General features: G+C 59.7%; 20 protein-coding genes and 1 pseudogene. 10 read left to right on the top strand and 11 right to left on the bottom strand.

The features are described from left to right. The first annotated feature begins 213 nt into the window (after positions 1 to 213). Positions 214 to 1,188, top strand: a complete 975-nt coding sequence (locus ACA074_RS04805) for a 2-hydroxyacid dehydrogenase (RefSeq protein ID WP_497616525.1) — start codon at positions 214 to 216, stop codon at positions 1,186 to 1,188. A gap of 148 nt (positions 1,189 to 1,336) precedes the next feature. Then, positions 1,337 to 1,846 carry a DUF2165 family protein gene (locus ACA074_RS04800; RefSeq protein ID WP_489879197.1) on the top strand — a complete coding sequence of 170 codons (510 nt, stop codon included), beginning with the start codon at positions 1,337 to 1,339 and terminating at the stop codon, positions 1,844 to 1,846. A gap of 19 nt (positions 1,847 to 1,865) precedes the next feature. On the opposite strand, the gene ACA074_RS04795 is transcribed toward ACA074_RS04800, so the two are convergent. Beyond that, a complete protein-coding gene (locus ACA074_RS04795) occupies positions 1,866 to 2,768 on the bottom strand; it encodes a DMT family transporter (protein WP_187676846.1) in 903 nt (300 codons plus the stop codon). A gap of 139 nt (positions 2,769 to 2,907) precedes the next feature. Between ACA074_RS04795 and ACA074_RS04790 the strand changes: the two genes are divergently transcribed. Further along, on the top strand, positions 2,908 to 3,783 hold the full coding sequence (locus ACA074_RS04790; protein WP_401267861.1) for a helix-turn-helix domain-containing protein: 876 nt from the start codon (positions 2,908 to 2,910) through the stop codon (positions 3,781 to 3,783). Between the two features lie 143 nt (positions 3,784 to 3,926). Here ACA074_RS04790 and ACA074_RS04785 read toward each other — a convergent pair whose 3' ends face one another. From ACA074_RS04785 to ACA074_RS04760, 6 genes are all read right to left on the bottom strand, one after another. Next, positions 3,927 to 6,356: a TonB-dependent siderophore receptor gene (locus ACA074_RS04785; protein WP_497678527.1), complete on the bottom strand. Its 2,430-nt coding sequence runs from the start codon at positions 6,354 to 6,356 to the stop codon at positions 3,927 to 3,929. A 201-nt stretch (positions 6,357 to 6,557) separates the two neighbouring features. Continuing rightward, the gene (locus tag ACA074_RS04780; RefSeq protein ID WP_497616517.1) at positions 6,558 to 7,547 is read right to left on the bottom strand and encodes a FecR family protein; all 990 of its coding nucleotides are present in this window, start codon (positions 7,545 to 7,547) and stop codon (positions 6,558 to 6,560) included. Next, positions 7,544 to 8,110 carry an RNA polymerase sigma factor gene (locus ACA074_RS04775; RefSeq protein WP_401267868.1) on the bottom strand — a complete coding sequence of 189 codons (567 nt, stop codon included), beginning with the start codon at positions 8,108 to 8,110 and terminating at the stop codon, positions 7,544 to 7,546. The genes ACA074_RS04780 and ACA074_RS04775 overlap by 4 nt, the downstream gene beginning before the upstream one ends. A gap of 1 nt (position 8,111) precedes the next feature. Beyond that, positions 8,112 to 8,438: a DUF3325 domain-containing protein gene (locus ACA074_RS04770; RefSeq protein ID WP_187676841.1), complete on the bottom strand. Its 327-nt coding sequence runs from the start codon at positions 8,436 to 8,438 to the stop codon at positions 8,112 to 8,114. Continuing rightward, positions 8,438 to 10,024, bottom strand: a complete 1,587-nt coding sequence (locus ACA074_RS04765; RefSeq protein WP_497678526.1) for a PepSY-associated TM helix domain-containing protein — start codon at positions 10,022 to 10,024, stop codon at positions 8,438 to 8,440. Before ACA074_RS04765 ends, ACA074_RS04770 begins: the two co-directional genes overlap by 1 nt. Then, entirely contained in the window at positions 10,021 to 10,326 is a 306-nt protein-coding gene (locus tag ACA074_RS04760; protein WP_305441490.1) for a DUF3649 domain-containing protein, read from the bottom strand. The genes ACA074_RS04765 and ACA074_RS04760 overlap by 4 nt, the downstream gene beginning before the upstream one ends. A 177-nt stretch (positions 10,327 to 10,503) precedes the next feature. Between ACA074_RS04760 and ACA074_RS04755 the strand changes: the two genes are divergently transcribed. From ACA074_RS04755 to fecA, 3 genes are all read left to right on the top strand, one after another. Next, positions 10,504 to 10,992, top strand: coding sequence for a sigma-70 family RNA polymerase sigma factor (locus tag ACA074_RS04755; RefSeq protein WP_489879203.1), 489 nt, complete (start codon positions 10,504 to 10,506; stop codon positions 10,990 to 10,992). Next, positions 10,989 to 11,921, top strand: coding sequence for a FecR domain-containing protein (locus ACA074_RS04750; RefSeq protein ID WP_497678525.1), 933 nt, complete (start codon positions 10,989 to 10,991; stop codon positions 11,919 to 11,921). Before ACA074_RS04755 ends, ACA074_RS04750 begins: the two co-directional genes overlap by 4 nt. Positions 11,922 to 12,011: 90 nt before the next feature. Next, on the top strand, positions 12,012 to 14,345 hold the full coding sequence (gene fecA, locus ACA074_RS04745; RefSeq protein ID WP_497678524.1) for a TonB-dependent Fe(3+) dicitrate receptor FecA: 2,334 nt from the start codon (positions 12,012 to 12,014) through the stop codon (positions 14,343 to 14,345). Positions 14,346 to 14,415: 70 nt separating this feature from the next. Here fecA and ACA074_RS04740 read toward each other — a convergent pair whose 3' ends face one another. Together ACA074_RS04740 and ACA074_RS04735 are read right to left on the bottom strand one after the other, a co-directional pair. Next, positions 14,416 to 14,820: an HPF/RaiA family ribosome-associated protein gene (locus tag ACA074_RS04740; RefSeq protein WP_401267877.1), complete on the bottom strand. Its 405-nt coding sequence runs from the start codon at positions 14,818 to 14,820 to the stop codon at positions 14,416 to 14,418. A 200-nt stretch (positions 14,821 to 15,020) separates the two neighbouring features. Continuing rightward, positions 15,021 to 15,968, bottom strand: a complete 948-nt coding sequence (locus ACA074_RS04735; protein WP_187676835.1) for a LysR substrate-binding domain-containing protein — start codon at positions 15,966 to 15,968, stop codon at positions 15,021 to 15,023. 135 nt (positions 15,969 to 16,103) lie between these two features. Here ACA074_RS04735 and ACA074_RS04730 point away from each other — a divergent pair, with 135 nt between their 5' ends. Both ACA074_RS04730 and ACA074_RS04725 read left to right on the top strand, forming a co-directional pair. Continuing rightward, positions 16,104 to 17,480: an L-serine ammonia-lyase gene (locus ACA074_RS04730; protein ID WP_497678523.1), complete on the top strand. Its 1,377-nt coding sequence runs from the start codon at positions 16,104 to 16,106 to the stop codon at positions 17,478 to 17,480. Positions 17,481 to 17,724: 244 nt separating this feature from the next. Beyond that, a complete protein-coding gene (locus tag ACA074_RS04725; protein ID WP_187676833.1) occupies positions 17,725 to 18,042 on the top strand; it encodes a DUF3509 domain-containing protein in 318 nt (105 codons plus the stop codon). Here ACA074_RS04725 and ACA074_RS04720 read toward each other — a convergent pair. Then, entirely contained in the window at positions 18,039 to 18,539 is a 501-nt protein-coding gene (locus tag ACA074_RS04720; RefSeq protein WP_187676832.1) for a phosphate-starvation-inducible protein PsiE, read from the bottom strand. The genes ACA074_RS04725 and ACA074_RS04720 overlap by 4 nt on opposite strands. A gap of 337 nt (positions 18,540 to 18,876) precedes the next feature. Between ACA074_RS04720 and ACA074_RS04715 the strand changes: the two are divergent. After that, positions 18,877 to 19,131: pseudogene (locus ACA074_RS04715) on the top strand (YebG family protein); the annotation flags it as partial. A 145-nt stretch (positions 19,132 to 19,276) separates the two neighbouring features. Here ACA074_RS04715 and ACA074_RS04710 read toward each other — a convergent pair. Beyond that, a complete protein-coding gene (locus tag ACA074_RS04710; protein ID WP_497678522.1) occupies positions 19,277 to 20,296 on the bottom strand; it encodes a Leu/Phe/Val dehydrogenase in 1,020 nt (339 codons plus the stop codon). Positions 20,297 to 20,481: 185 nt separating this feature from the next. Here ACA074_RS04710 and ACA074_RS04705 point away from each other — a divergent pair, with 185 nt between their 5' ends. Further along, on the top strand, positions 20,482 to 21,285 hold the full coding sequence (locus ACA074_RS04705; protein ID WP_497616500.1) for a transglutaminase family protein: 804 nt from the start codon (positions 20,482 to 20,484) through the stop codon (positions 21,283 to 21,285). Positions 21,286 to 21,336 lie beyond the last annotated feature (51 nt).

Raw genomic sequence — 21,336 nt, 5'->3', positions numbered from 1 at the left:
CAAGCGTTTTTTTGCTTACTTTTTTTAGGCGTTTGTAAAAAAAGTGAGTCGCCGTAAGGGCGAAACCTCAAGCCGCCATCACAAACAAAACGGATATTCACCCCACCCCACCAAAGCCTGGTCGGCCCAGAGGCCGCCAAGACAAGCCAAACCCCACAAAGAAATGTTAGCTTGCTTGGCAATATCAGAAAGCCAAAGCCGAGCCCAAGCCCAATGAAAAAAACAGTCCTGGCCTTCAGCCGCATCACCCCCCCAATGATCGAACGCCTGCAACAAGAGTTCGACGTCATCGTCCCCAACCCAAAAAACGGCGACATCAACGCTCAATTCAACGAAGCCCTGCCCCACGCCCACGGCCTCATCGGCGTCGGCCGCAAACTCGGCAAAGCCCAACTCGAAACCGCCGCCAAACTCGAAGTGGTCTCCAGCGTCTCCGTCGGCTACGACAACTACGACCTCGACTACTTCAACGAACGCGGGATCATGCTCACCAACACCCCGGACGTGCTCACCGAAAGCACCGCCGACCTCGCCTTCACCCTGATCATGAGCAGCGCCCGCCGCGTCGCCGAACTCGACGCCTGGACCAAGGCCGGCCAATGGCAAGCCAGCGTCGGCGCCCCACTGTTCGGCTGTGACGTGCACGGCAAAACCCTCGGCATCGTCGGCATGGGCAACATCGGTGCCGCCGTCGCCCGCCGTGGCCGGTTCGGCTTCAACATGCCGATCATCTACAGCGGCAACAGCCGCAAGAGCGACCTCGAACAAGAACTCGGCGCGCAATTTCGCAGCCTCGACCAACTGCTCGCCGAAGCCGATTTCGTTTGCCTCGTGGTGCCCCTCAGCGACAAGACCCGCCACCTCATCAGCCATCGCGAACTGGCCCTGATGAAACCGAGCGCGATTCTGGTCAACATCTCCCGCGGCCCGGTGGTCGATGAACCCGCGCTGATCGAAGCACTGCAAAACAATCAGATTCGCGGTGCCGGCCTGGACGTCTACGAGAAAGAACCGCTGGCCGAGTCGCCACTGTTCCAGCTGAAAAACGCTGTGACCTTGCCGCATATCGGTTCCGCCACCCATGAAACCCGCGAAGCCATGGCCAATCGCGCGCTCGCCAACCTGCGCAGCGCGCTGCTCGGCGAACGCCCGCAGGACCTGGTCAACCCGCAAGTCTGGCGCGGATAAAAAAATACGGGCAAGTGCAACATCGCACTTGCCCGTTAGTTATCGCCATACACAACTTGAAATTGAACAACAAACCAAATTAAACAACAGCGTTATAAGCTCCTCCCGGCTGTCGAATGATCGGCAAGCGCTATGGAGAGCCTAAACCTTGAACACCCTGACAACCGACAAACTTATCCGCTACAGCAAAGTTATATTGATGGCTTACATCAGTTTCTTTGGTCTGCTGGTGATGATCCACAATTTCACCGACTATGACTCAAACTACACTTACGTGGCCCATATCCTGAGCATGGACACCACCACTGCCAGTGAAACCATCAAGTACCGAGCCATCGAATCGCCGATGATTCATCACCGGATCTACTGGTTCATCATCACACTGGAAGTCACGTATACGGTGTTGTGCCTGATAGGCACCTATCAGCTCTATCGCAACATCAACGCCTCCGCCGAAATATTCCACGAGGCAAAAAAGTTCTCGATCATGGGCATACTGGCGGCGATCTTTATTTATTACGTTTGCCTGCAAACCGTGGGTGTGGAATGGTTTGACATGGACACCTCACAATCATGGAATGCCAAGGACTGGGCACGCCACATCGTTGATTTCATATTCCCGGTAATGATTTACATCACATTGAAAGTCGAGCGCTGAAGTTCAGCGCTCGTTTATTTCAAGCCAACTTCCCCTGCACCGGCGGCACCACCGCTTTCGGTTTACGAAACACCAGCACGTTACCCAGCATCACCAATACCAGACCGACCAGCGCCGGAGCTGTCCACTGGTAACCCTCGGCAAACGCCGAGACGTTCAGCGCCACCACCGGGAACAGCACCGTGCAGTAAGCCGCTCGTTCCGGCCCCATGCGCCCGACCAGCGTCAGGTACGCGGTGAAACCGATCACCGAGCCCGGAATCACCAGATACAGCAACGCACCGACGTAACGCGGCGACCAGTCCATGTCGAACGGAATACCTTTGACCAGGCACCACACCGTCAGCATTGCCGCGCCGTAGGCCATGCCCCAGGCGTTGGTGGTCAGCGGCTTGAGACCAGCCTTCTGTTGCAGGCTCGACAGCATGTTGCCCGCCGAGAAACACAAGGTGCCGCACAGGGCCAGTCCCAGGCCAAGCAAGGTTTGCGGGCTGGCCTGATGACCGGCCAGCTCCGGCCAAAACAACATGCCCAGACCGAACAAGCCCAGCGCCCCACCCATCAGCACATTGCGAGCAATTCGCTGGCCGAAGAACACCCGCGCATTGAGCGCGTTCCACAAGGTTGCGGTGGAGAACACCACCGCCACCAGACCGCTGGGAATCCACTGACTGGCGGTGAGAAAGCACATGAAGTTGACGCAAAAAAGGCACAAGCCCTGAGCCACGCAGATCAAATGGCCGCGCCGGTTCATCGGTTGCAAGCGACGGCTGAGCAACAGCAAAACAAACAGCACCAACGCCGCGAGGCCGAAGCGATAGACGATCGACACCGGAATCGCCACCACGCCCAGTTGCCATTTCAGGGCAATCCAGGTGGTGCCCCAGATCAGCACGGTCAACAGATACAACGACAGATTCATGACGAACACTCCTTGATAGGCCTTGAGTGTCTGCTTCGGCAGGCGGCAAGCGCTTGCATAAACTTGCGCTTTTGTCGCCCGGCAGGCTGGCAGCGCCGGGGCTACGGAGTAGGATGCAAGGCGTTGAAGAGAACCGATCATGGCCGCCATCGATACGCTGCAAGTCTTTCAAGCACTTAACCGCTCGCCGAACGCACGCCTTGTGCACAGCGCCGAGCTCGGTGACGGCTTGTCTGCGGCTCTGTGGACCAATCATCACGATGCGCAGGAATACGAAGCGCCGAGCCATCACACCCTGTCCTGCTACATCGCTGGCGGGACCGGTACGTTTCGGCGCGGTCAGCCGGGCCAAAAGGGCGGGCCGGACAAGCTGTGCATCCTGCCGGCGGATCACGAATCGGGTTGGGTGATCAATGGCGATATTCGCCTGGCGCATCTGTATTTCAGCGCCGAACAGTTTGCCCTCGGTTGCGTCACGCTGCTCGATCGCGAGCCGCGAGAGATGCAGTTGCGTGAGCAGACCTTTCTCGAAGACCCGCAACAGGCACAACGCTTTCGTCAGTTGCTGACGCTGAATTGGGACGAACCCGCCGAGCGTTTGCTGACCAGCAGCCTTGCCCATGAATTGATCAGCCATACCTTGCTCAGTCAGGTCGGTGCCCGGCAGGGTTTACGTTTGAAAGGCGGACTGGCGCCGCACCAGCGTCGGCAATTGGTGGAATTCATCGACGCACAGTTGGCCGAGCCGATCAGCCTCGGGCAATTGGCCGGGTTGTGTGCGTTGTCGGAATACCACTTTGCGCGGATGTTTCGCGTGAGCTTCGGCCTGCCGCCGCATCAGTATGTGCTGGCACGACGCTTGAGCCGGGCGCGGGAGTTGTTGCGCGCAACCGCGTTGCCGCTGGGGGAGATTGCACTGGCGTGCGGGTTTGCCAGTGCGAGTCATTTTACTAATCGGTTCAAGCAGGTTTTAGGCGGGACGCCCGGCGAGTATCGGCAGGCGTTTTTGCGTTAGATCAGTGATTTTCGCTGTCTGTCAGGACCTCATCGCTGGCAAGCCAGCTCCCACAAAGTCTTCAGTCGCTCAAGAAATATGTGCTCGACCCAGAACCTTGTGGGAGCTGGCTTGCCAGCGATGAACGATGACGCGGTTGTGGATCAGAACTCCAGGGTGCTGGAAAGCGAAACCTGCCGCGAATCCCCCATCGACACAAAGAACCGACTCGCCGCCGAGGTGTAATACGTGCGATCAAAAAGGTTCTTCACGTTGAGCTGAAACTTGACCTTCTGCCCTTCGACTTTGGTGTCGTAAGTAGCGAAGGCATCGGCCACGGTGTAGCTCGGCAGGTCGAAATCATTCACCGCGTTACCTGCTCGCTCACCGACATAGCGTGCTCCGGCACCGATGCGCAGTTGATCGCCGCCGATCACGCTGCCGAAGTCATAAACCGCCGACAATGAGCCGCTGTTCTTCGCCACGTTTTGCAGGCGTTTGCCCTTGTAAGTTGGGTCTTCGGTGACTTCGGCATCGGTGTAGGCGTAGCTGCCGATCATGCTCCAGCGGTCGCTCAACTGACCGGTCATGTCCACTTCCAGACCGCGCGAACGCACTTCACCGGCAGCGCTGTAAATCGTCGTCGGGCCTTCGGAGTTGGCCACCAGCACGTTGCGCTTTTTGATATCGAACAGCGCGATGTTGCCGGTGATGCGCCCCGGCATATCCAGCCGTGCGCCCAGTTCCCACGACTTGGCTTCTTCGGGCGCAATACTCCCGTCGAGCACGGTGCTGCTGCCGCTCAGCGGGGCAATGGTCGAGTTGGGCTTGAACGATTCGGTGTAGCTGCCATAGAACGACAGCTCGTCGGTGTAGCGATACACCAGGCCTGCGCGCGGCACCCATTTCTGGCCATTGCTGTCGGTGTTGGCCTTGAACGGTACGCCTTTGCCGGCGTACTGGTCGTACTCCTGAAAGCGTCCGCCGGCGACCAGAATCCACTGGTCGTTGAGGTGGATCGAGTCCTGCAAAAATACCGAATCGCTGCGCAGCAAATCGGTCTGGGCACTGTCTGCCGGGCTGACCGTGGTGCCCTCCACTTCGCGGCCGTACACAGGGTTGGTGTAGCTGAAGGTCGTCAGGCTTTTTTGGCGGATCAGGTCGGCGCGGTAGATCTTGCGGTACTCGTCGTCGACGCCGAACACCAGGTCATGCTGCATGCCCAACACGTTGACTTTGCCTTCGAGGCTGGCAGTGGTGAAACGGTCGGTGCTGATCGCGCCGTGGGTGCCGTCCATGCTGCGGGTCAGCGTGCCTTTATTGGTGTCGATGGCCGTGATGCGTACCTGGCTGGCGTCGTAGGTTTCGCGGTTCCAGCTGTAGCCGAAGTGGGCTTTCCAGTCATCGTTGAGTTCGTGATCGGCCTCGAAGTGATACAAATCCGAACGCCCTTCCATGTCGTTGAACGGCTCGTCGAGACGTTCCTTGCGCGAGATGTTCAGCGGATGGTTGGTGCGCGGATCGATCACCGTGCCGCGATCGAACGGCGTGAGGAATTCGCGATGCTCGTAGCCGAACGACAGCTTCGTGCGCTCGCCGAACCAAGCCAGAGAAGGGGCGATCAGGGTTTCGCGATGGGTGCCGTAGTTGCGCCAGTAATCCTCGTCTTCGTGATCCAGTACCAGGCGATAAGCGAACCCGGATTCACCCAGCGCACCGGTGCTGTCGAAGGTGCCGCCACTGCCGTTCTTGCCTTCGCCATAGGTCGAGCCGCGCAGGGTCAGCGCGTTGTATTGCTCAAGTTCGGGCTTCTTGCTGACGAGGTTGACCACCCCGCCCGGGTCCTGAATTCCATAGAGCAAAGACGCCGGGCCTTTGAGCACTTCGACGCGATCAACCGTGGCGTTCATGCCTCGGCCCTGCACGATCGGCATGCCGTCGCGCATGATCGAGCCGTTGCGGTTATCGCCGAAGCCGCGGGTCATCACCGAATCCTGCGTGCTGCCCAAGGTGTTGCCCTGGGTGATGCCACTGACGTTGGCCAGCGCGTCATCAAGGTTGCGCGGCGCCTGATCGCGGATCACTTGTGCGGGAATGACATTGACGGTCTGCGGGATTTCCTGAAGCGAGGCCGATGAGCGCATCACCGAGCTGGTTTGCGGCGGCTGGTAACTCATGGACTCGTCACGCATCGAGGTGATGGTGGTCGCGCCAAGATTCAGCGCACCGGCAGTGGGTTGTGGCTCCAGCGCCAGCGTGTGGCTGTCGGTACGGCGGAAGCTCAGGCCGGAACCGCTGAGCAGACGTTGCAGCGCTTGCTCGGCACTCATCTGACCGTTGACGGCCGGCGCGGTGAGGCCGTACGGCGCTTCATCGGTGTAGACCACGCTTTGCCCGGTAACGCGGCTGAAGTCGCTCAGGGCCTGGGGCAGCGGTTTGGTGGCCAGGGAGAAACTGAACTGCTTTTGCGCCTGGCTGCTGACGGATTCAGCGGCGAGCGCCACGCTCATCGGCAGCAACGCCAATGCGGAAAAACTCAACGCTTGAGCGCCCAACCACTGTTTGACCGAACCCGATTTTGCCCTGGACTTCATTGCTCAATGACCTGTGTAGAACCGCAACGGATGCGAATGACTCGCAGTTTCAGTCACTACACGGATGGGGCTCGGGTTTACCTCACCACAATTTTGAAAATATTTTTCAGGAGCAAAAGATCGCAGCCTTCGGCAGCTCCTACAGGGGTACACCCATCCCATGTAGGAGCTGCCGAAGGCTGCGATCTTTTGACTTTAATGTCAGCGCAAAATAATCAACTGCCCTAAAATCCGATGCTGCTCAAACCCCATCACCCCTTGCAACGAACTCAGCACAGCCTGCGGATCCTTGCTCGGAAAACTGCCGCTGACCTTGCGCGCCGCTAACTCGTCGTTGAGCAACACAATTCGTCCCGGGTAATACCGACGAAGATCTTGCACCACATCCGCCAGCGTCGACTTGTAGTAAGTCAGCCAACCCTGACGCCAGGCCAGTTGCGCTTCGCTGTCCACCGCGTGCAGTTTTTCCGCCTCGCCATCGCCGTAAGCCACTTGCTGGCCGGCCGTAAGAATCTGCTGCGCTGCACCGCGATCCGCCGTCACACCAACCCGCCCGGACAACACCGTGACCTGCGCGCCATGGTCTTGCAGACGCACTTCAAATTGCGTCCCGAGCACCCGCGCCTGGCCCTTTTCGGCCTCGACTACGAAAGGCTCGCCAGTGTGGGTGACACTGAAAAAACCGGCGCCGCGACGCAACTGCACATGACGCTCGCCATGGCTGAAATTCACCGCAATGGCGCTGTCGGCGTCCAGTGTCACCTGCGTTTTATCGGCCAATGTCACGGTGCGGATCTCGCCAGGTGCCGACACATAATCTGCGCCCAGATCATCGATCCAGCGCTGCGGCTGCCAACCCGTGCCAAGACTGATCATCAACAGCAGACACGCGGCCATCGCCAGCGCGCCGGACCAGCGCAAGAGCTGTGGACGACGCGGACGATCCATCGCATTGAGATAACCCTGCAACGCCAAGGCCTCCTCATCGGCCAGGGTCCGCGCCGGCCCTTCGCTCAACTCCCAGACCACTTGCGCCTGTGCGTAAGCCTCAGCGTGGGCCGGGTCGGCGCGCAGCCAGTGGCTGAAGGTGAGTTGATCGCCAGCACTCGGCCGGTCATGCAACAGGCTCAGCCAGGCAAAAGCGGCCTGTTCCTGAGCGGGCGTCGGGTTGACGCGGTCGATGTGCTTCACGGTGCTTTCCATGGCGTGCGTGGCGCGGGTTCGCGCAGGCTGGCCTTGCAGGCCTCGAGGGCGCGCATCATATGTTTTTCCACGGCGCTTTGGGACAGGCCCATGGCTTTGGCGATTTCCGCGTACTTGCGGCCGTGGATACGATTGAGCAAAAAGATCTGCCGGGTGCGCTCGGGCAAGGCACGCAAGGCCGCTTCGACATGGCGCAGATCATTGCCGGCTTCGAGCGCGGCTTGCGGCTCGCTGCAGTGGCTGTCCGGTGCGTCGGGTTGCCAGCCTTCGTTGACGCGCACCCGCGTGCTTTCGCTGCGCAGATGGTCGATGGCGATGTTGCCGGCGCAGCGCAACAGGTAGGTGCTGAGCTCCTCGACTTGCACCAAGGGCCGACGCCAGAACCGCAGAAACAAATCCTGCACCAGATCCGCCGCCGTCGCCCGGCACCCGACACGCCGGTTCACCAGCGCTTCCATCTGCGAACGTTGGGACAGGAACACCTGCAGAAAATGCGCACGCGCCCCGCGCGGCTCGTCGTCGCGGGATTCCGGAGGCAGACCGATCAGCACTTCAGCACTGCGCCCATGCCGCGACCGGGCTGGCCAACAGACTGACCCCGGCCAGCGCCAATGCCAGACGCGGGCGATACGGCAGCAACAGCACCAGCGCCAATGCGCTGAGCATCAGCACGGCAAACCAGTCGACCAGCCCGAAACTCCAGCCATTGGCCGTCACGGCCGCCCAAATCGATAAGCCCAGCAGCAACCAACCCGCCAGCGTCAGGCCGTGACGGCGTCGCGGCGAAGGTTTGTGGCCAAGCAATTCATCGTGGTGCCGAGGCATCGACAGGCACAGCGCCGTGAACCCGGCGTAGCAAAGCAAAAGCGCCAGCAGCATCAGTTTGTCCCTTGCTCAAGCGTGATCGGCCGGTGCGTTTCGCGGGGCGTTTTTTTGACCCTGACCGTGGTGGCGGCACGCTGCATCTTCCACGCGGCCCAAGCCAGGAAAACACCGGTAGCCAGACATGTCAGATCGAAACCGGCGAGTACCCAATCACCCTGCGCCAGCGTTACGCCGAGATTCCACGGCGTGGTCAGCGCATTGATCAGTGGCACCGCGATAAATAGCGCGGCACCCAGCACAAGCTGCTCGATCCACGCCTTGCGCCCGGTACGCAATAACGCATGCACCGCGCTCAAACCCCAGGCAATGAAGAACGCATTCACTTCCCAATCTGCGCGTCCAGCCAGATCCACTGGCAGCAGCCGATTGGCGAGGAAGAACACCGCCACCGCCGACACCAACCCGGCCATGCTGGCGATGTTCAGCACTTCCACCAGCCGCAACTCGAACGGCATGACACCGCTCTTGGCGTGTTTGAGCTGACGTTTGCCGAGCCAGATCACCAGTCCGGTGCCGATCATCGCCGTGCCCGCCAAGCCACAAATGAAGTACAACCAACGCAACACCGGCCCGGCAAAGTGGCCCATGTGCAGACCATAGAAAGCGCCGTCCACCGCCATCGCCACCGGTTGATCCGGCGTGCTGCTGAGCATCTGCCCAGTGACACCGTTAAAAGTCACTGCGCTGCCAAAATCGTGAACCACACGATCGCCGGCGCGCGACAGCACCACCGAGGCATTTTCATCCCCGGGATTGCTCACCGAGAGCCGCGCGGTGTGGCCACCGACCCATTGCTCGCTGGCCTTGGCCAACAAGGGCGCCATGGGTGCCAGTGGAGCAGCAACATTCGCTCGCTCCGGCGTCTTCGAGGCCGGGAAAACCTCATCGTAAAACTTGCGCGTGTCGCCGCCGTAGGACGCCAGGATGCTAGCCGGCATGACCATCGACATGAAGATCACCAGGCTGCTGTAGGTGATCATCAAGTGAAACGGCAGCACCAAAACGCCCACGGCGTTATGCCCATCGAGCCACGAACGCTGACCTTTGCGCGGGCGGAAGGTGAAGAAGTCCTTGAAGATTTTCTTGTGGGTGATGATCCCGGTGATGAGCGCGACGAACATCACCATCGCGGCGATCGTCGCCAGCCAGCGGCCCCACGGATAAGGCATTTGCAGCTGGAAGTGGAACCGGTAGAAGAACTCGCCGCCCATGCTTTCGCGGCCCTGCACTTCGGTGCCGGTTTGAGCGTCGAGGGTTCTGGATTCGAAGCGGCCACGCTCGCCGGGTTTCGCCGGGGCTTGTTGCCAGCGAACGGTCAGGCCGGGGTCGCGGGCGTCGGGCAGGTCGATCAGCCACCGCGAGGCGCCCGTCGCGTGTTGTTGCAGATAATCCTGGGCCAGCGTCAGGCTCGCCTCGGCATTGATCGGCCGCGCAGGGATTTCCGGCTGCATCCAGTGACTGGTTTCGTCCTTGAAATAGGCCAGAGTTCCCGTCAGGAAAATCGCGAACAACAACCAGCCGAACACCAGTCCGGCCCAGGTGTGCAACCAGGCCATCGCCTGACGGAAACCCTCTTTCATGCGTAACCCAATCCGCGCGCGGCGCCGGAGACGGTCGCCAGAATCACACTCGGCACCAGCAAACCGACCCACGCCGACCAGGCGGTGCGGCAGGCGAAACACCAAAGCACCGCGACCAGATAGACCAAAAAGGAAATAGTCATGCCGGTCACCACCGCTTCGGCACGGTTCAAGGGCAACCACATCGTCAGCGTGACACTGGCCAGCGCAGCAACCAGATAGCCGCCAAACACCGCTGCCAGCACCCGCGAGGTGACGGCAAGACGATAGGACATGGGGAGCGTGGCGAGTTTGGCTTTCATGTTTCGACCCTGAAACGGAAAACGTCCGGCCGACAAGCCGAACCAACAGGCGAGCAATATTAATGATAAATATTCTCATACGCAAAAGCATCTGATTGCCGGCCAACCTCCGACGCCCCTACAATGCGAACAGTTCTTGTTCTCTAACGTACAAACAGTGCGCCCGGAGTAATACCGTTGCCGTCCGCCCATCCCGTCGAATCGCTCTATCAGGCCCACCACAGCTGGCTGACCGGCTGGTTGCGGCGCAAACTCGGCTGCCCGGACAGCGCGGCGGATCTGGCGCAAGACACGTTCATCAAAGTGCTGACCGCCCGCGAAGCACCGGTGATCATCGAGCCGCGCGCCTTTCTCACCACCCTTGCCAAGCGCGTGCTGTGCAATCACTACCGCCGGCAGGATCTGGAGCGCGCCTACCTCGACACCCTGGCGCAGATGCCGGAATTAGTGGCGCCGTCGGAAGAAGACAAAGCGATCATCCTGCAAACCCTGATGGAGCTGGATCAACTGCTCGACGGTTTGCCACGGCTGGTCAAACGCGCCTTTCTATTGGCGCAAGTCGATGGCCTGACCTATCCGCAGATCGCCGCTGAACTGGGCATTTCTGTGGCCACGGTCAAACGCCATCTGAACAAAGCGGCGATGCGCTGCTATTTCGCCCTGTGAACCGCGCCCCGGATTTCTCCGCACAAGTGGCCGAACAGGCTGTGAGCTGGCTGCTGGAAATGCAGCAAGGCGCGTTCAGCGCGCGCCAGCAACAGGCGTTGCAACAGTGGCTGGACGCGCGCAGCGAACACCGCCGCGCCTGGGAGCACATCGCGCGAGTCAACCAGCGCTTGCGCGGCGTGTCCTCGCCGCTGGCGCACGCGGCGTTGAACGGGCCGAAGTCCGGCGGCCGCCGTCAGGCACTGAAACTGTTGCTGATTCTTGGCGCCGGCTCCGCCGTTACCTGGGGCATGCGCGAGCACAATCCGCTGCCGCCGCTGCTCGCCGATTACCGCAGCCCGGTGGGTCAGCGACGCAAAATAGCATTGGGTGCGGGCGACCAGTTGCACCTCAACACGGCCAGTTCAGTGGATTTAGATAGCGGGCAGCGGCTGATTCGTTTGCTGGAAGGCGAAATGCTCCTGAGCGCCTCGCAATCATTCGAGATACGCACCGCGCAGGGTGTACTGAAAAGCCAGGGCGCGCGCGTCAACGTACGTCAGTTTGCCGATCGCACGCACGTCGCGCTGTTCGAAGGTCGAGTCGAACTGACCAGCAACGCACGCGCGCCAATGCTGCTGCCTGGCGCCCGACAACTGAGTTTTACCGCGACCGCTGTCAGTGAACCCAAATCACTGGACGCCAACAGCGGCGCTTGGGTCGACGGCATGCTGGTCGCCGCGCACATGCGCCTCGGTGATTTCCTCGATGAGCTGGGACGCTACCGTCGCGGGCAGCTCAATTGCGACAGGAAGGTCGCCGATCTGCTGATCTCCGGGACTTATCCACTGGACGACAGCGAGCGGATTCTCGACCTGCTGGAAATCAGCTTGCCGGTGAACGTGAAGCGATTTACCCGCTACTGGGTCAGTGTCGAAGCACGGGTTTGAAAATACTTAAAAACAAATGAGCCGTTTTTCAGATCTGGCGTGACAGAGAAGGAAAGCCCCCTTGATTCAACCTTCTCAGGATCATACGACATGCACCCCACCCGCCTCACGCCGCTGGCCCGCAGTCTGCGCAACCTCGTCCTCGGCGCCAGCCTGAGTTTCAGCGCCCTGCCCGTCGCGCTGGCTGCCGATGCCAAGGCTTATCACATTGCGCCGTCGTCGCTGGAAAACGCCCTCAATCAATTTGGCCGCGAAGCCGGGTTGCTGATTTCTTTCGGCTCACAAGTCACCAGTGGCGTGCAAAGCCGCGGCCTGGAAGGCAGTTACACGCCAGAGCAAGGTCTTGACGCATTGCTCGAAGGTACCGGCCTGCAAGCGCGCGCCGAGGGCGACAACGCTTTCAGCCTGCAACCGGCAGGTAACGCAGCGCTGGAGCTGGACACCTCCAAAGTGGTCGGCGACTGGCTCGGTGATGCGCAGCAAATCAACGTCTTCGAACATCCTGGCGCTCGCGACGTGATCCGCCGCGAAGATTTTGAACGCCAGGGCGCCACCCAGGCGCGCGATGTGCTCAACCGCATTCCCGGCGTCAACGCCCCGGAAAACAACGGCACCGGCAGCCATGATATGGCGCTGAACTTCGGCATTCGCGGTCTCAATCCACGTCTCGCCGCACGCTCGACGGTGTTGATGGATGGCATCCCGGTGCCCTTTGCTCCTTACGGTCAACCGCAACTGTCGTTCGCGCCGATCAGCATGGGCAACATGGATGCGGTGGACGTGGTGCGCGGCGGCGGCGCGGTACGTTACGGCCCGCAGAACGTCGGTGGCGTGGTCAACTTCGTGACCCGGGCGATTCCCGACGAGCCGACGGTCAAGGGCGGCTTCCAGACGGAAACCAGTCCGTCGTCGAGCCACGACGGCTTCAAGACCAGCGCCAATCTGCTGGCCGGCGGCACCAACGAGAACGGTCTGGGCGGGGCTTTGTTGTACTCCGGCACTCGCGGCGGCGACTGGCGTGAGCACAGCGATACCGAGATCGACGACCTGATCCTCAAGGGCAAATACCAGCTCGACGAGGCCAACAGTTTCAACGCCATGGCTCAGTATTACGAAGGCAAGGCTGACATGCCCGGAGGCCTGAACGTCGCTGATTACGATGCCGATCCGTATCAATCCACGCGCCCGAAAGACCAGTTCTGGGGCCGGCGCACGATGTTCAATTTCGGCTATCGCTATCAGGAAGATCGCCGCGAATTCACCGCCAACACCTTCTTCACCAAAACCTTGCGCAGCGGTTATCTGGATCAAGGCACCTTCCTCTCGCTGTCGCCACGCGAGTATTGGGTGCGCGGCTTTGAAACGCGTTTCGCCCAGGGCTTCGATCTCGGCCCGACCAGCCATGAAGTCGGCGTCGGCTATCGCTACATCAACGAGGCCGGCCACGAATTGCGCTACCGCACGCCGATTGCCAGCAATCAATACCCGACCACCGACAGCCGCAACGACCGCGATACGCGCGGCGGCACCGAAGCCAATGCGTTCTTCGTCGACGACCGTATCGACATCGGCAAGTGGACGATCACTCCGGGCGTGCGCTACGAAATGATCGAGTCGCAGCAGACCAACAACCTCACCAACGTCAAATACAAGGGCGACTACAACACCGCGCTGCCAGCACTGAACGTGCTTTATCACCTGACTGACAGCTGGAACCTGTACGCCAACACCGAAGGTTCGTTCGGCAGCGTGCAGTACAGCCAGATGCCCAACCGCGTGAGCAGCGGCGAAGTGAAACCGGAGAAGGCGCGTACCTGGGAACTCGGCACCCGTTACGACAACGGCGCGTTGCGCGCAGAGATTGGCGCGTTTCTGATCAACTTCGACAACCAATACGAAAGTAACCAGACCAATGATTCGGTGATCGCTCGCGGCGAAACCCGCCATCAAGGCATCGAGACCAGCGTCAACTATGCGCTGGACGACTTGAGTCCGGCGCTGGCCGGTTTCGATGTCTACGCCTCTTACGCCTACGTCGATGCGACCATCCGCGAAGACGGGCCGAACAAAGGCAATCGCGTGCCGTTCTCTTCGAAACACAAAGGCACGCTTGGCGTCGGTTACACCGAGGGGCCGTGGAAGTTGAATCTGGACAGCAGCTTCCAGAGCGATCAGTTTGCCGACAACGCCAACACCTCGAAAGAAAGCGCCGACGGCAGCACCGGCAAGATCCCGGGCTACATGCTGTTCAGCAGTCGCGCGGGCTATGACTTCGGCCCGCAGTTGTCGGATCTGAATGTGGCGGTGGGGGTAAAGAACATCTTCAACACGCAATACTTCACGCGTTCGTTCGATGACAACAACAAGGGTAAATACGTGGGGGAACCGCGGACGGTGTATGTGCAGACTTCTGTGGCGTTTTGACCACCACTGAAAACAAAACGGGCCTGCATCAGCAGGCCAGTTCTCATTGGGTGATTAAATAATCAGCGCATCAACTGTTGATCGCTGCCTGTTCATTCTCGAGAAACTCTTGCTCCAGCAGTGCGTCATTCGCCTTGCTAAATGGCACCACAGCGGCGCGTGGTTTGCCGCGCAATTTGCCAAACAGGTGCTCCAGCGCGTGTTCCAGTTTTTCGGCTGCACCATCGATCGCCTGTTCCAGCGAATCGGCTTTGTGGGTGACGGAAATCGGTTGATGGCCTTTTGGCCGCGCTTCCAGTTGGCAGCGCAAGTCATGGGGACCTGGTTTGTCACCGTTCTCGTCGCTCAGGTGGACTTCGACACGGGTCAGGTCTTCTTCATAACGTTCGAGCGTGCTCTCAATGGTTGTACGTACCCACTCCTCCAGTCGTTGACTACTTTGAATATGGTTATCGCTGTTGACTTGGATTTGCATAGTTCATCCCTTATTTCAGCTAGCTCGCAAGAGGCCTTGAACAGGATTTCGTGACCCCTTGATTACAACAATCGGCCCGACTGCCAAACATTTCAACCCCTGAAAAAAGAAAAATTTTCATTCGCAAAAAAAGCCGGACAACCGGGCAAAGCGCTGGTAAGGTCGGGAGTTGGGTCGCCTCGTCACTCTGCAAAATTCGCTCACAATTGCCCGTCGTTCAGCGGGTGCAAACTGCGAAAAATCCCCGCCTCTTCCACCAGCCAATCGTGCACCGCACGCACGCCCGGATGGCTCAACGCCCCTGGCGCATACAGCAATACATAACGTTTATGATTGGGCACCGACAGCCCGAACGGCACGATCAATGCGCCCCGCTCCAGCTCATCATTGAGTAGCGTGCGCCGGGCAATCGCCACGCCCATGCCGGCGATGGCCGCTTCGATGGTCAGGTGATTGCGATTGAACGTGTGCCCCCGCCGCACGTCGGCGCCTTCGAAGCCAATCGCGTTCAAATAGAATTCCCACTCTGCATATTCGTAACTGCCACGCCAGGCGGTGATGTCGTGCAACAACGGGAAATGCACCAGATCCGCCGGGCCATGCAGCGGTGGACGTCCACGTAGCAGGCTCGGCGCGCACACCGGAAAAATCTGCTCGTCGAGCAAGGCTGTGGATAACAACCCCGGATAGCTGCCGTCGTTCAGGTCGATCGCCAGATCAAAGTCGCCCTCATGTAAAGGCACGCTGCTGTCCTCGGCCACCAGCCGCAACTGGATATCCGGAAAACGCTGTTGCAGGCGAGGCAGGCGTGGAGTCAGCCATTTGCTCAGGAATGACGGAATCGAACGCACCCGCAAAATCCCGCTGATCATCCCGGCATCGAGTCGGCGCAGCTCGGCGTCGATGCTGCCGTAAGCTTCGTTGACTGTTATCGCCAGTCGCTGCCCTTGCGCGCTTAATTCCACGCCACGCGCACGGCGATGAAACAGACGGAAACCGAGGCGCTCTTCCAATTGGCGGATTTGCTGACTGACCGCACCCGGCGTGATGTGCAGTTCTTCTGCACAACGGGTGAACGACAAGTGCCGCGCGGCACAGGAAAACACCTGCAGCCAGACGTAGGTCTGAGCATGCAATTGACGACTCATTGTTTAGTCCTGCTAAAGGCTGTCTTAGGAAGTTTCGTTGGTCACGTCAGACCGAGGCAGGCAGTATCGCCGACATTGCGCTTGTCCGACAAAAAATGGCAGCGATTCCTACTCCATTGCTTGTAAGGGTTTAGCATGGCTATCAGTGTTTTCGATCTATTCAAAGTCGGCATCGGCCCGTCCAGTTCCCACACCGTCGGCCCGATGCGCGCCGCTGCAACCTTCGCTCAGGCGCTGACCGATGAACGCTTGTTGAACGACGTAGGTCGTGTGGAAATCCGCTTGTACGGGTCGCTGTCGGCCACTGGCGTCGGCCATGCCACCGACCGCGCCACGGTCATGGGCCTGATGGGAGAATGGCCAGACAGCATCGATCCGTCGACCATCGAGCCACGTATCCAGCAACTGCGCGAAACCGGCCAACTGCCCCTCGCGGGTGGACGCTCGATCGCCTTCAACTGGCAACGCGATCTGCTGTTGCTGGACGAGAACCTGCCCTACCACCCCAACGCCATGTCTCTGACAGCCTTTGGCGAAACCGCCGAACTGTTCACGCAGACGTACTACTCGGTGGGCGGCGGTTTCATTATCGAAGCGGCAGAAGCCGAGTCCGGTGTATCACCGGCCGGTGACGTGGTGTTGCCGTACGACTTTTCCAGCGCCGCCGAACTCCTGTCGCTGTGCAAACAGCACAATTTGCGTGTTTCCGAATTGATGATGGCCAACGAACGCGCCTGGCGCTCCGACGCTGAGATCCGTCAAGGTCTGTTGCACATCTGGTCGGTGATGCGAGAGTGCGTCGAACAAGGCCTGCGCCACGAAGGCATTCTGCCCGGCGGTCTGAATGTCCCGCGCCGTGCAGCGAAATTGCATCGCAGTCTCTTGGAAATCGGCAAGCCGAATGTCATCAGCTCGACGCTGTCGGCAATGGAGTGGGTCAACCTCTTCGCCCTTGCCGTCAACGAAGAAAACGCCGCTGGCGGACGCATGGTGACCGCGCCGACCAACGGTGCCGCCGGGATCATTCCGGCGGTGTTGCACTACTACATGAAATTCAACCCGGATGCGTCTGACGATGACGTCGTCAATTTCTTCCTGGGCGCGGCCGCCGTCGGCATTTTATGCAAGAAAAATGCGTCCATCTCCGGCGCCGAAGTCGGCTGTCAGGGTGAGGTCGGTTCGGCCTGCGCCATGGCTGCTGCCGGCCTGGCCGACGTGCTCGGAGCAACCCCGGAACAACTGGAAAACGCCGCCGAAATCGGCCTGGAACACAACCTCGGCCTGACCTGCGACCCGGTGGGCGGCCTGGTGCAAGTGCCGTGTATCGAGCGCAATGCCATCGCGGCGGTCAAGGCGATCAACGCCACGCAAATGGCTCTGCGCGGCGACGGCAACCACTTCATTTCCCTCGACCGGGTGATCCGCACCATGCGTGATACCGGCGCCGACATGCACGACAAATACAAAGAGACTTCAAGGGGCGGCTTGGCGGTGAACTGGGTGGAATGCTGACCGGCTGATTGCACTGTGAGCGGTCACGCGCCCTGAAACGGGCCACAAATAAACAAGGCGAGCCATGGGCTCGCCTTTTTTATGCCGTATCCATTGTCCGACAAGATTCCCGGCATAGCCCTTGCTACACCTGATCAACACGATAATGGCGATATGGCCACGGAATGGCCGGTGGTCTGGAGGGGCGAACCAACCAGATCACGGCCGGTCAACAACTGCACGTTCAATCAGGCGGTGACGCATCATGGACAACCCTTTTCAGATCATTACCGATGCCTTCGCGCCGGACTATCAGATCAACCTGAGCATTCAGGGCCTGGACGGCAGCATCATGCTGACTCTGTCCAACAGCGGCCGCATCGTGGCCAAACGGATGATCAGCGCCGAACAGCGCAACGACCCCACACGCTTGAAGCGTCTGGTGCAAAGCATTCAGTTCGGCATCGCCATCGAACAGGGCCACAGCGCCATGGCGATCCTCGAAGCCATGACCAGCGGCGACGGGCTGACCCCGCCACCGCCAAAAGTCATCGGCCAGCCCCGGCAAGCCGCCGGACTTTAAAGCTCGCCCTTCTCGACTTCGGGATGCTCACCGGACCCCGTACCAATCTTGCGTTGCGGGTGTTCAATCTTCACCGAAGGGAATTGCGACGAGGCGTAACGCACCACCAGAATCGCGAACGCAAGCAGCAGAATCCCGCCGCACAGATAAATGATGCCCATGTCCGGCGGATTGTGGTGCGAGACGTTGGAGATCAGCAGCCGCGTCAGCGCAGTGATCGCCACGTAGATCAGGAAACGCACCGGCATATGGTTGGTCTTGAAGTAAATCCCGACCATCGCCCCCAGTTCCAGATAGATAAACAGCAGCAGAATGTCATCGATCTTGATATGCCCGACTTCGAGCATCCCGAGAAACTCCATCACCGCCGCCCACGCCGTGACCGCACCGATGGCGAACAGCGCCAGGTAGTGGAAGGTCTCGACGAACAGATTGCCCAGAGACTCGGCCAGTTGATGCACGTTTTGCCGCAGTTTCTCGGCCCAGTTGATTTTCACGATGATGTTTCCTTAGCTCGATGCGAGCGGATGATGCGTGTTGGACGTGACGGTTTTTCTTCACGCGCCTGATTTCATGCAGAAACAGGGCCACGCATCATGGCGAGACGCCGCAAAACCCGCGCCGTGGCGTTTGGTCGCACTCTCGGTCTCGCACCCGCCCCTGTGAGAGCGAGCTTGCTCGCGAATGAAGGCGACACGGTCGATCTGACAAACTCCAAATCCGGTCTACATTGAAAAGCCACTACCCAAAGCGCAGGGATTCGCTTATCCTTTTCGCTGTATATAAATACAGTGGTCGCAAAGACAACTAATGTGAAGGCATGTGAGGTGGTGAATGGCCGTCGAAGTGGTATACCGCAGCAGCCGAGATCTGGAGCGCTTGTTCATGGATAAAGCCGAAGCTGACCGTCATGACAAAATGCTCGAACTGGCCGAATACTTGGCCGATGTGCTGCAAAAAGCCGTTCCGTCGCTGACTGAACAGCAAGTGGAAGAAGCCGGGATTTACATGGCGAAGAACCGCGATGTGTTCGCCCGGGCGTTCAAGAGCCAGCCTGATGCATTGTCGGAGCTGATCAATGCGCCGGCTGAGCCGGTCGAAAAAGCCGAGGTCGAGGAATCTGCTGAAGCGCCGGTGAAACCAGCCAAAGCAGCGAAAGCGGCGAAGTAATTTATGCCCGAATTGAATAGGCCCTGAGTCGTACGACTCAGGGCCTTTTTCATGCCTTCGAAACCTACCGATACAAAACCCTTTCCGCCAACTCATCCGCCACCCGCGCTGGCGAGCGTTTTTCCGCCTGCGCATGAGCGAACACTTCGGTCAGCCGTGAACTGATTTTCGACAAGTGCGCGGTAATGGTGGTCAGTTCCTCGCCATGATGTTTCAGCGAGACATAAATCAGGCCACCGGCATTGATCACATAGTCCGGCGCATAAAGAATTCCGCGCCGCTCCAATTGATCAGCCACATCCAGATGCGTCAGTTGGTTATTCGCCGAGCCCGCCACCGCCGAGCAGCGCAATTGCGTGACCGAGTGGCTGTTGAGCACCCCGCCCAAGCCACACGGCGCAAGTATGTCGCAGGGCGTACTGAGCAACGCATCGTTGGCGATCGGGTGAGCGTTGAGCTGCTCCATCGCCAGTTGCACCTTGCCGTGGTCAATGTCGCTGACCAGCAGTTCGGCCCCGGCGGCATGCAGTTGCTCGGCCAGCGCAAAACCGACATTGCCCAAACCCTGAATGGCGATACGCAAACCTTCGAGATTGTCGCTGCCCAACCGTGCCATGGCGGTTGCACGAATCCCGGCAAACACGCCCATCGCTGCGTGCGGCGCAGGATCGCCCGCCGACGTGGTGCTGGTGACATGCTGGGTCTGCTGGGCTATGCAATCCATGTCCGCCACCGAGGTGCCACTGTCGATAGCGGTGATGTAGCGGCCGTCGAGCTGATCGATGCACCGACCAAAGGCTTCGAACAGTGCGCCACGGTTTTCCACGTGCACCGGTCTTACGATCACCGCAACGCCACCGCCCTGAGGCAATCCGGCCAACGCGGCTTTGTAGCTCATGCCCTGGGCGAGACGAATAGCGTCTTCGACGGCCGACTCGTCATTGGGATAGGCAAGGTAACGGCACCCGCCCAGGGCCGGCCCCAGACGACTGTTATGAATGGCTATGACCGCCTTCAACCCGGAAACCGGGTCAACGCTCAGGTGCAGCGATTCCAGGCGAGTGCTTTGCATGAGCGCAAACATCGTTGGGCTCCCGAATCACTTCTTGTAGAACGCCAGTATAGGCTTGCGCCCGAAAATTGCTGGAGCGCACCGGAATAAGCATCGATGGCGATGATGGCTTTGCGGCATAACCCCGGGCCCGAGTTGCCAGACACTGGACGAATGGCACGGACGGGGCTAAAACGAGGCATTCCCCGGAGATTTCAATGAGTCCGCGCCAACGTTTTTTCGAGTGTCTGCACCGCTCCCCGCCCGCGCTGTTCGAAGCCGCGCTGTGGATGGCGGCCGAGCACGAAAAAGCTATCGATCCCCAAACGCTGCTGCAAGACTTCAAGGATCTGCAGCAGCGGGTCAGTTTCGGCTTGCCGATGCTGCCGGTGAGTGAACTGGCGCAGCCGTTGTTGCGGCGCATGACTGATCTGGGATTCGCCCAGGATGACTTCCTGCCGCTGCGCCCGCAGGCTGCAATGCTGCATAAAGTCTTGCAAACCCGCCGCGGACAACCGTTGGCACTGGCCTTGATTGCCCTGGAGTTGGCTCGCGCCCTGGAGATTCCACTGGTCGGGGTCAATTTCCCCGGGCACTTCCTGCTAAGGGTGCCCGGCGCCGATCACTTGCTTGATCCGTGCGGTGGTCGACGCCTGTATCCCAATGACTGTCGCGAACTGTTGCAGCGCCAATATGGGGCGCACATGAAAATCAATGCCGAGCATCTACTGACCGCCACACCGGTGCAGATGCTCCAGCGCCTGTCGCGTAACCTTCGTCAGTTGCACTCGAGTCACGACGACTTTATTGCTGCGCTGATCGATGCCGAACGTGTGCTGGAACTGGGTGATGCCGGTGCCGCCGATTACCTCGCTCGGGCCAGTCTGTATCAAAAACTGGATTGCCCGAATGCCGAGCGTTTCGATCTGGAACATGCCTTGTTGCTCAGCGACGATCCAATCCAGCGTCTGCGCCTGACCGAAAGACTGGGACACTTGCCGCCCAATTCCGTCGTCCACTGATCCCCTTGTGGGAGCGAGCCTGCTCGCGAATCAGGCGCCTCGGTCCATGAG

The sequence above is a fragment of the Pseudomonas sp. LBUM1655 genome, assembly GCF_059716085.1.
The sequence above is the reverse complement of the archived record's forward strand: the minus strand, read 5'-3'. Positions and strand labels throughout refer to the sequence as shown.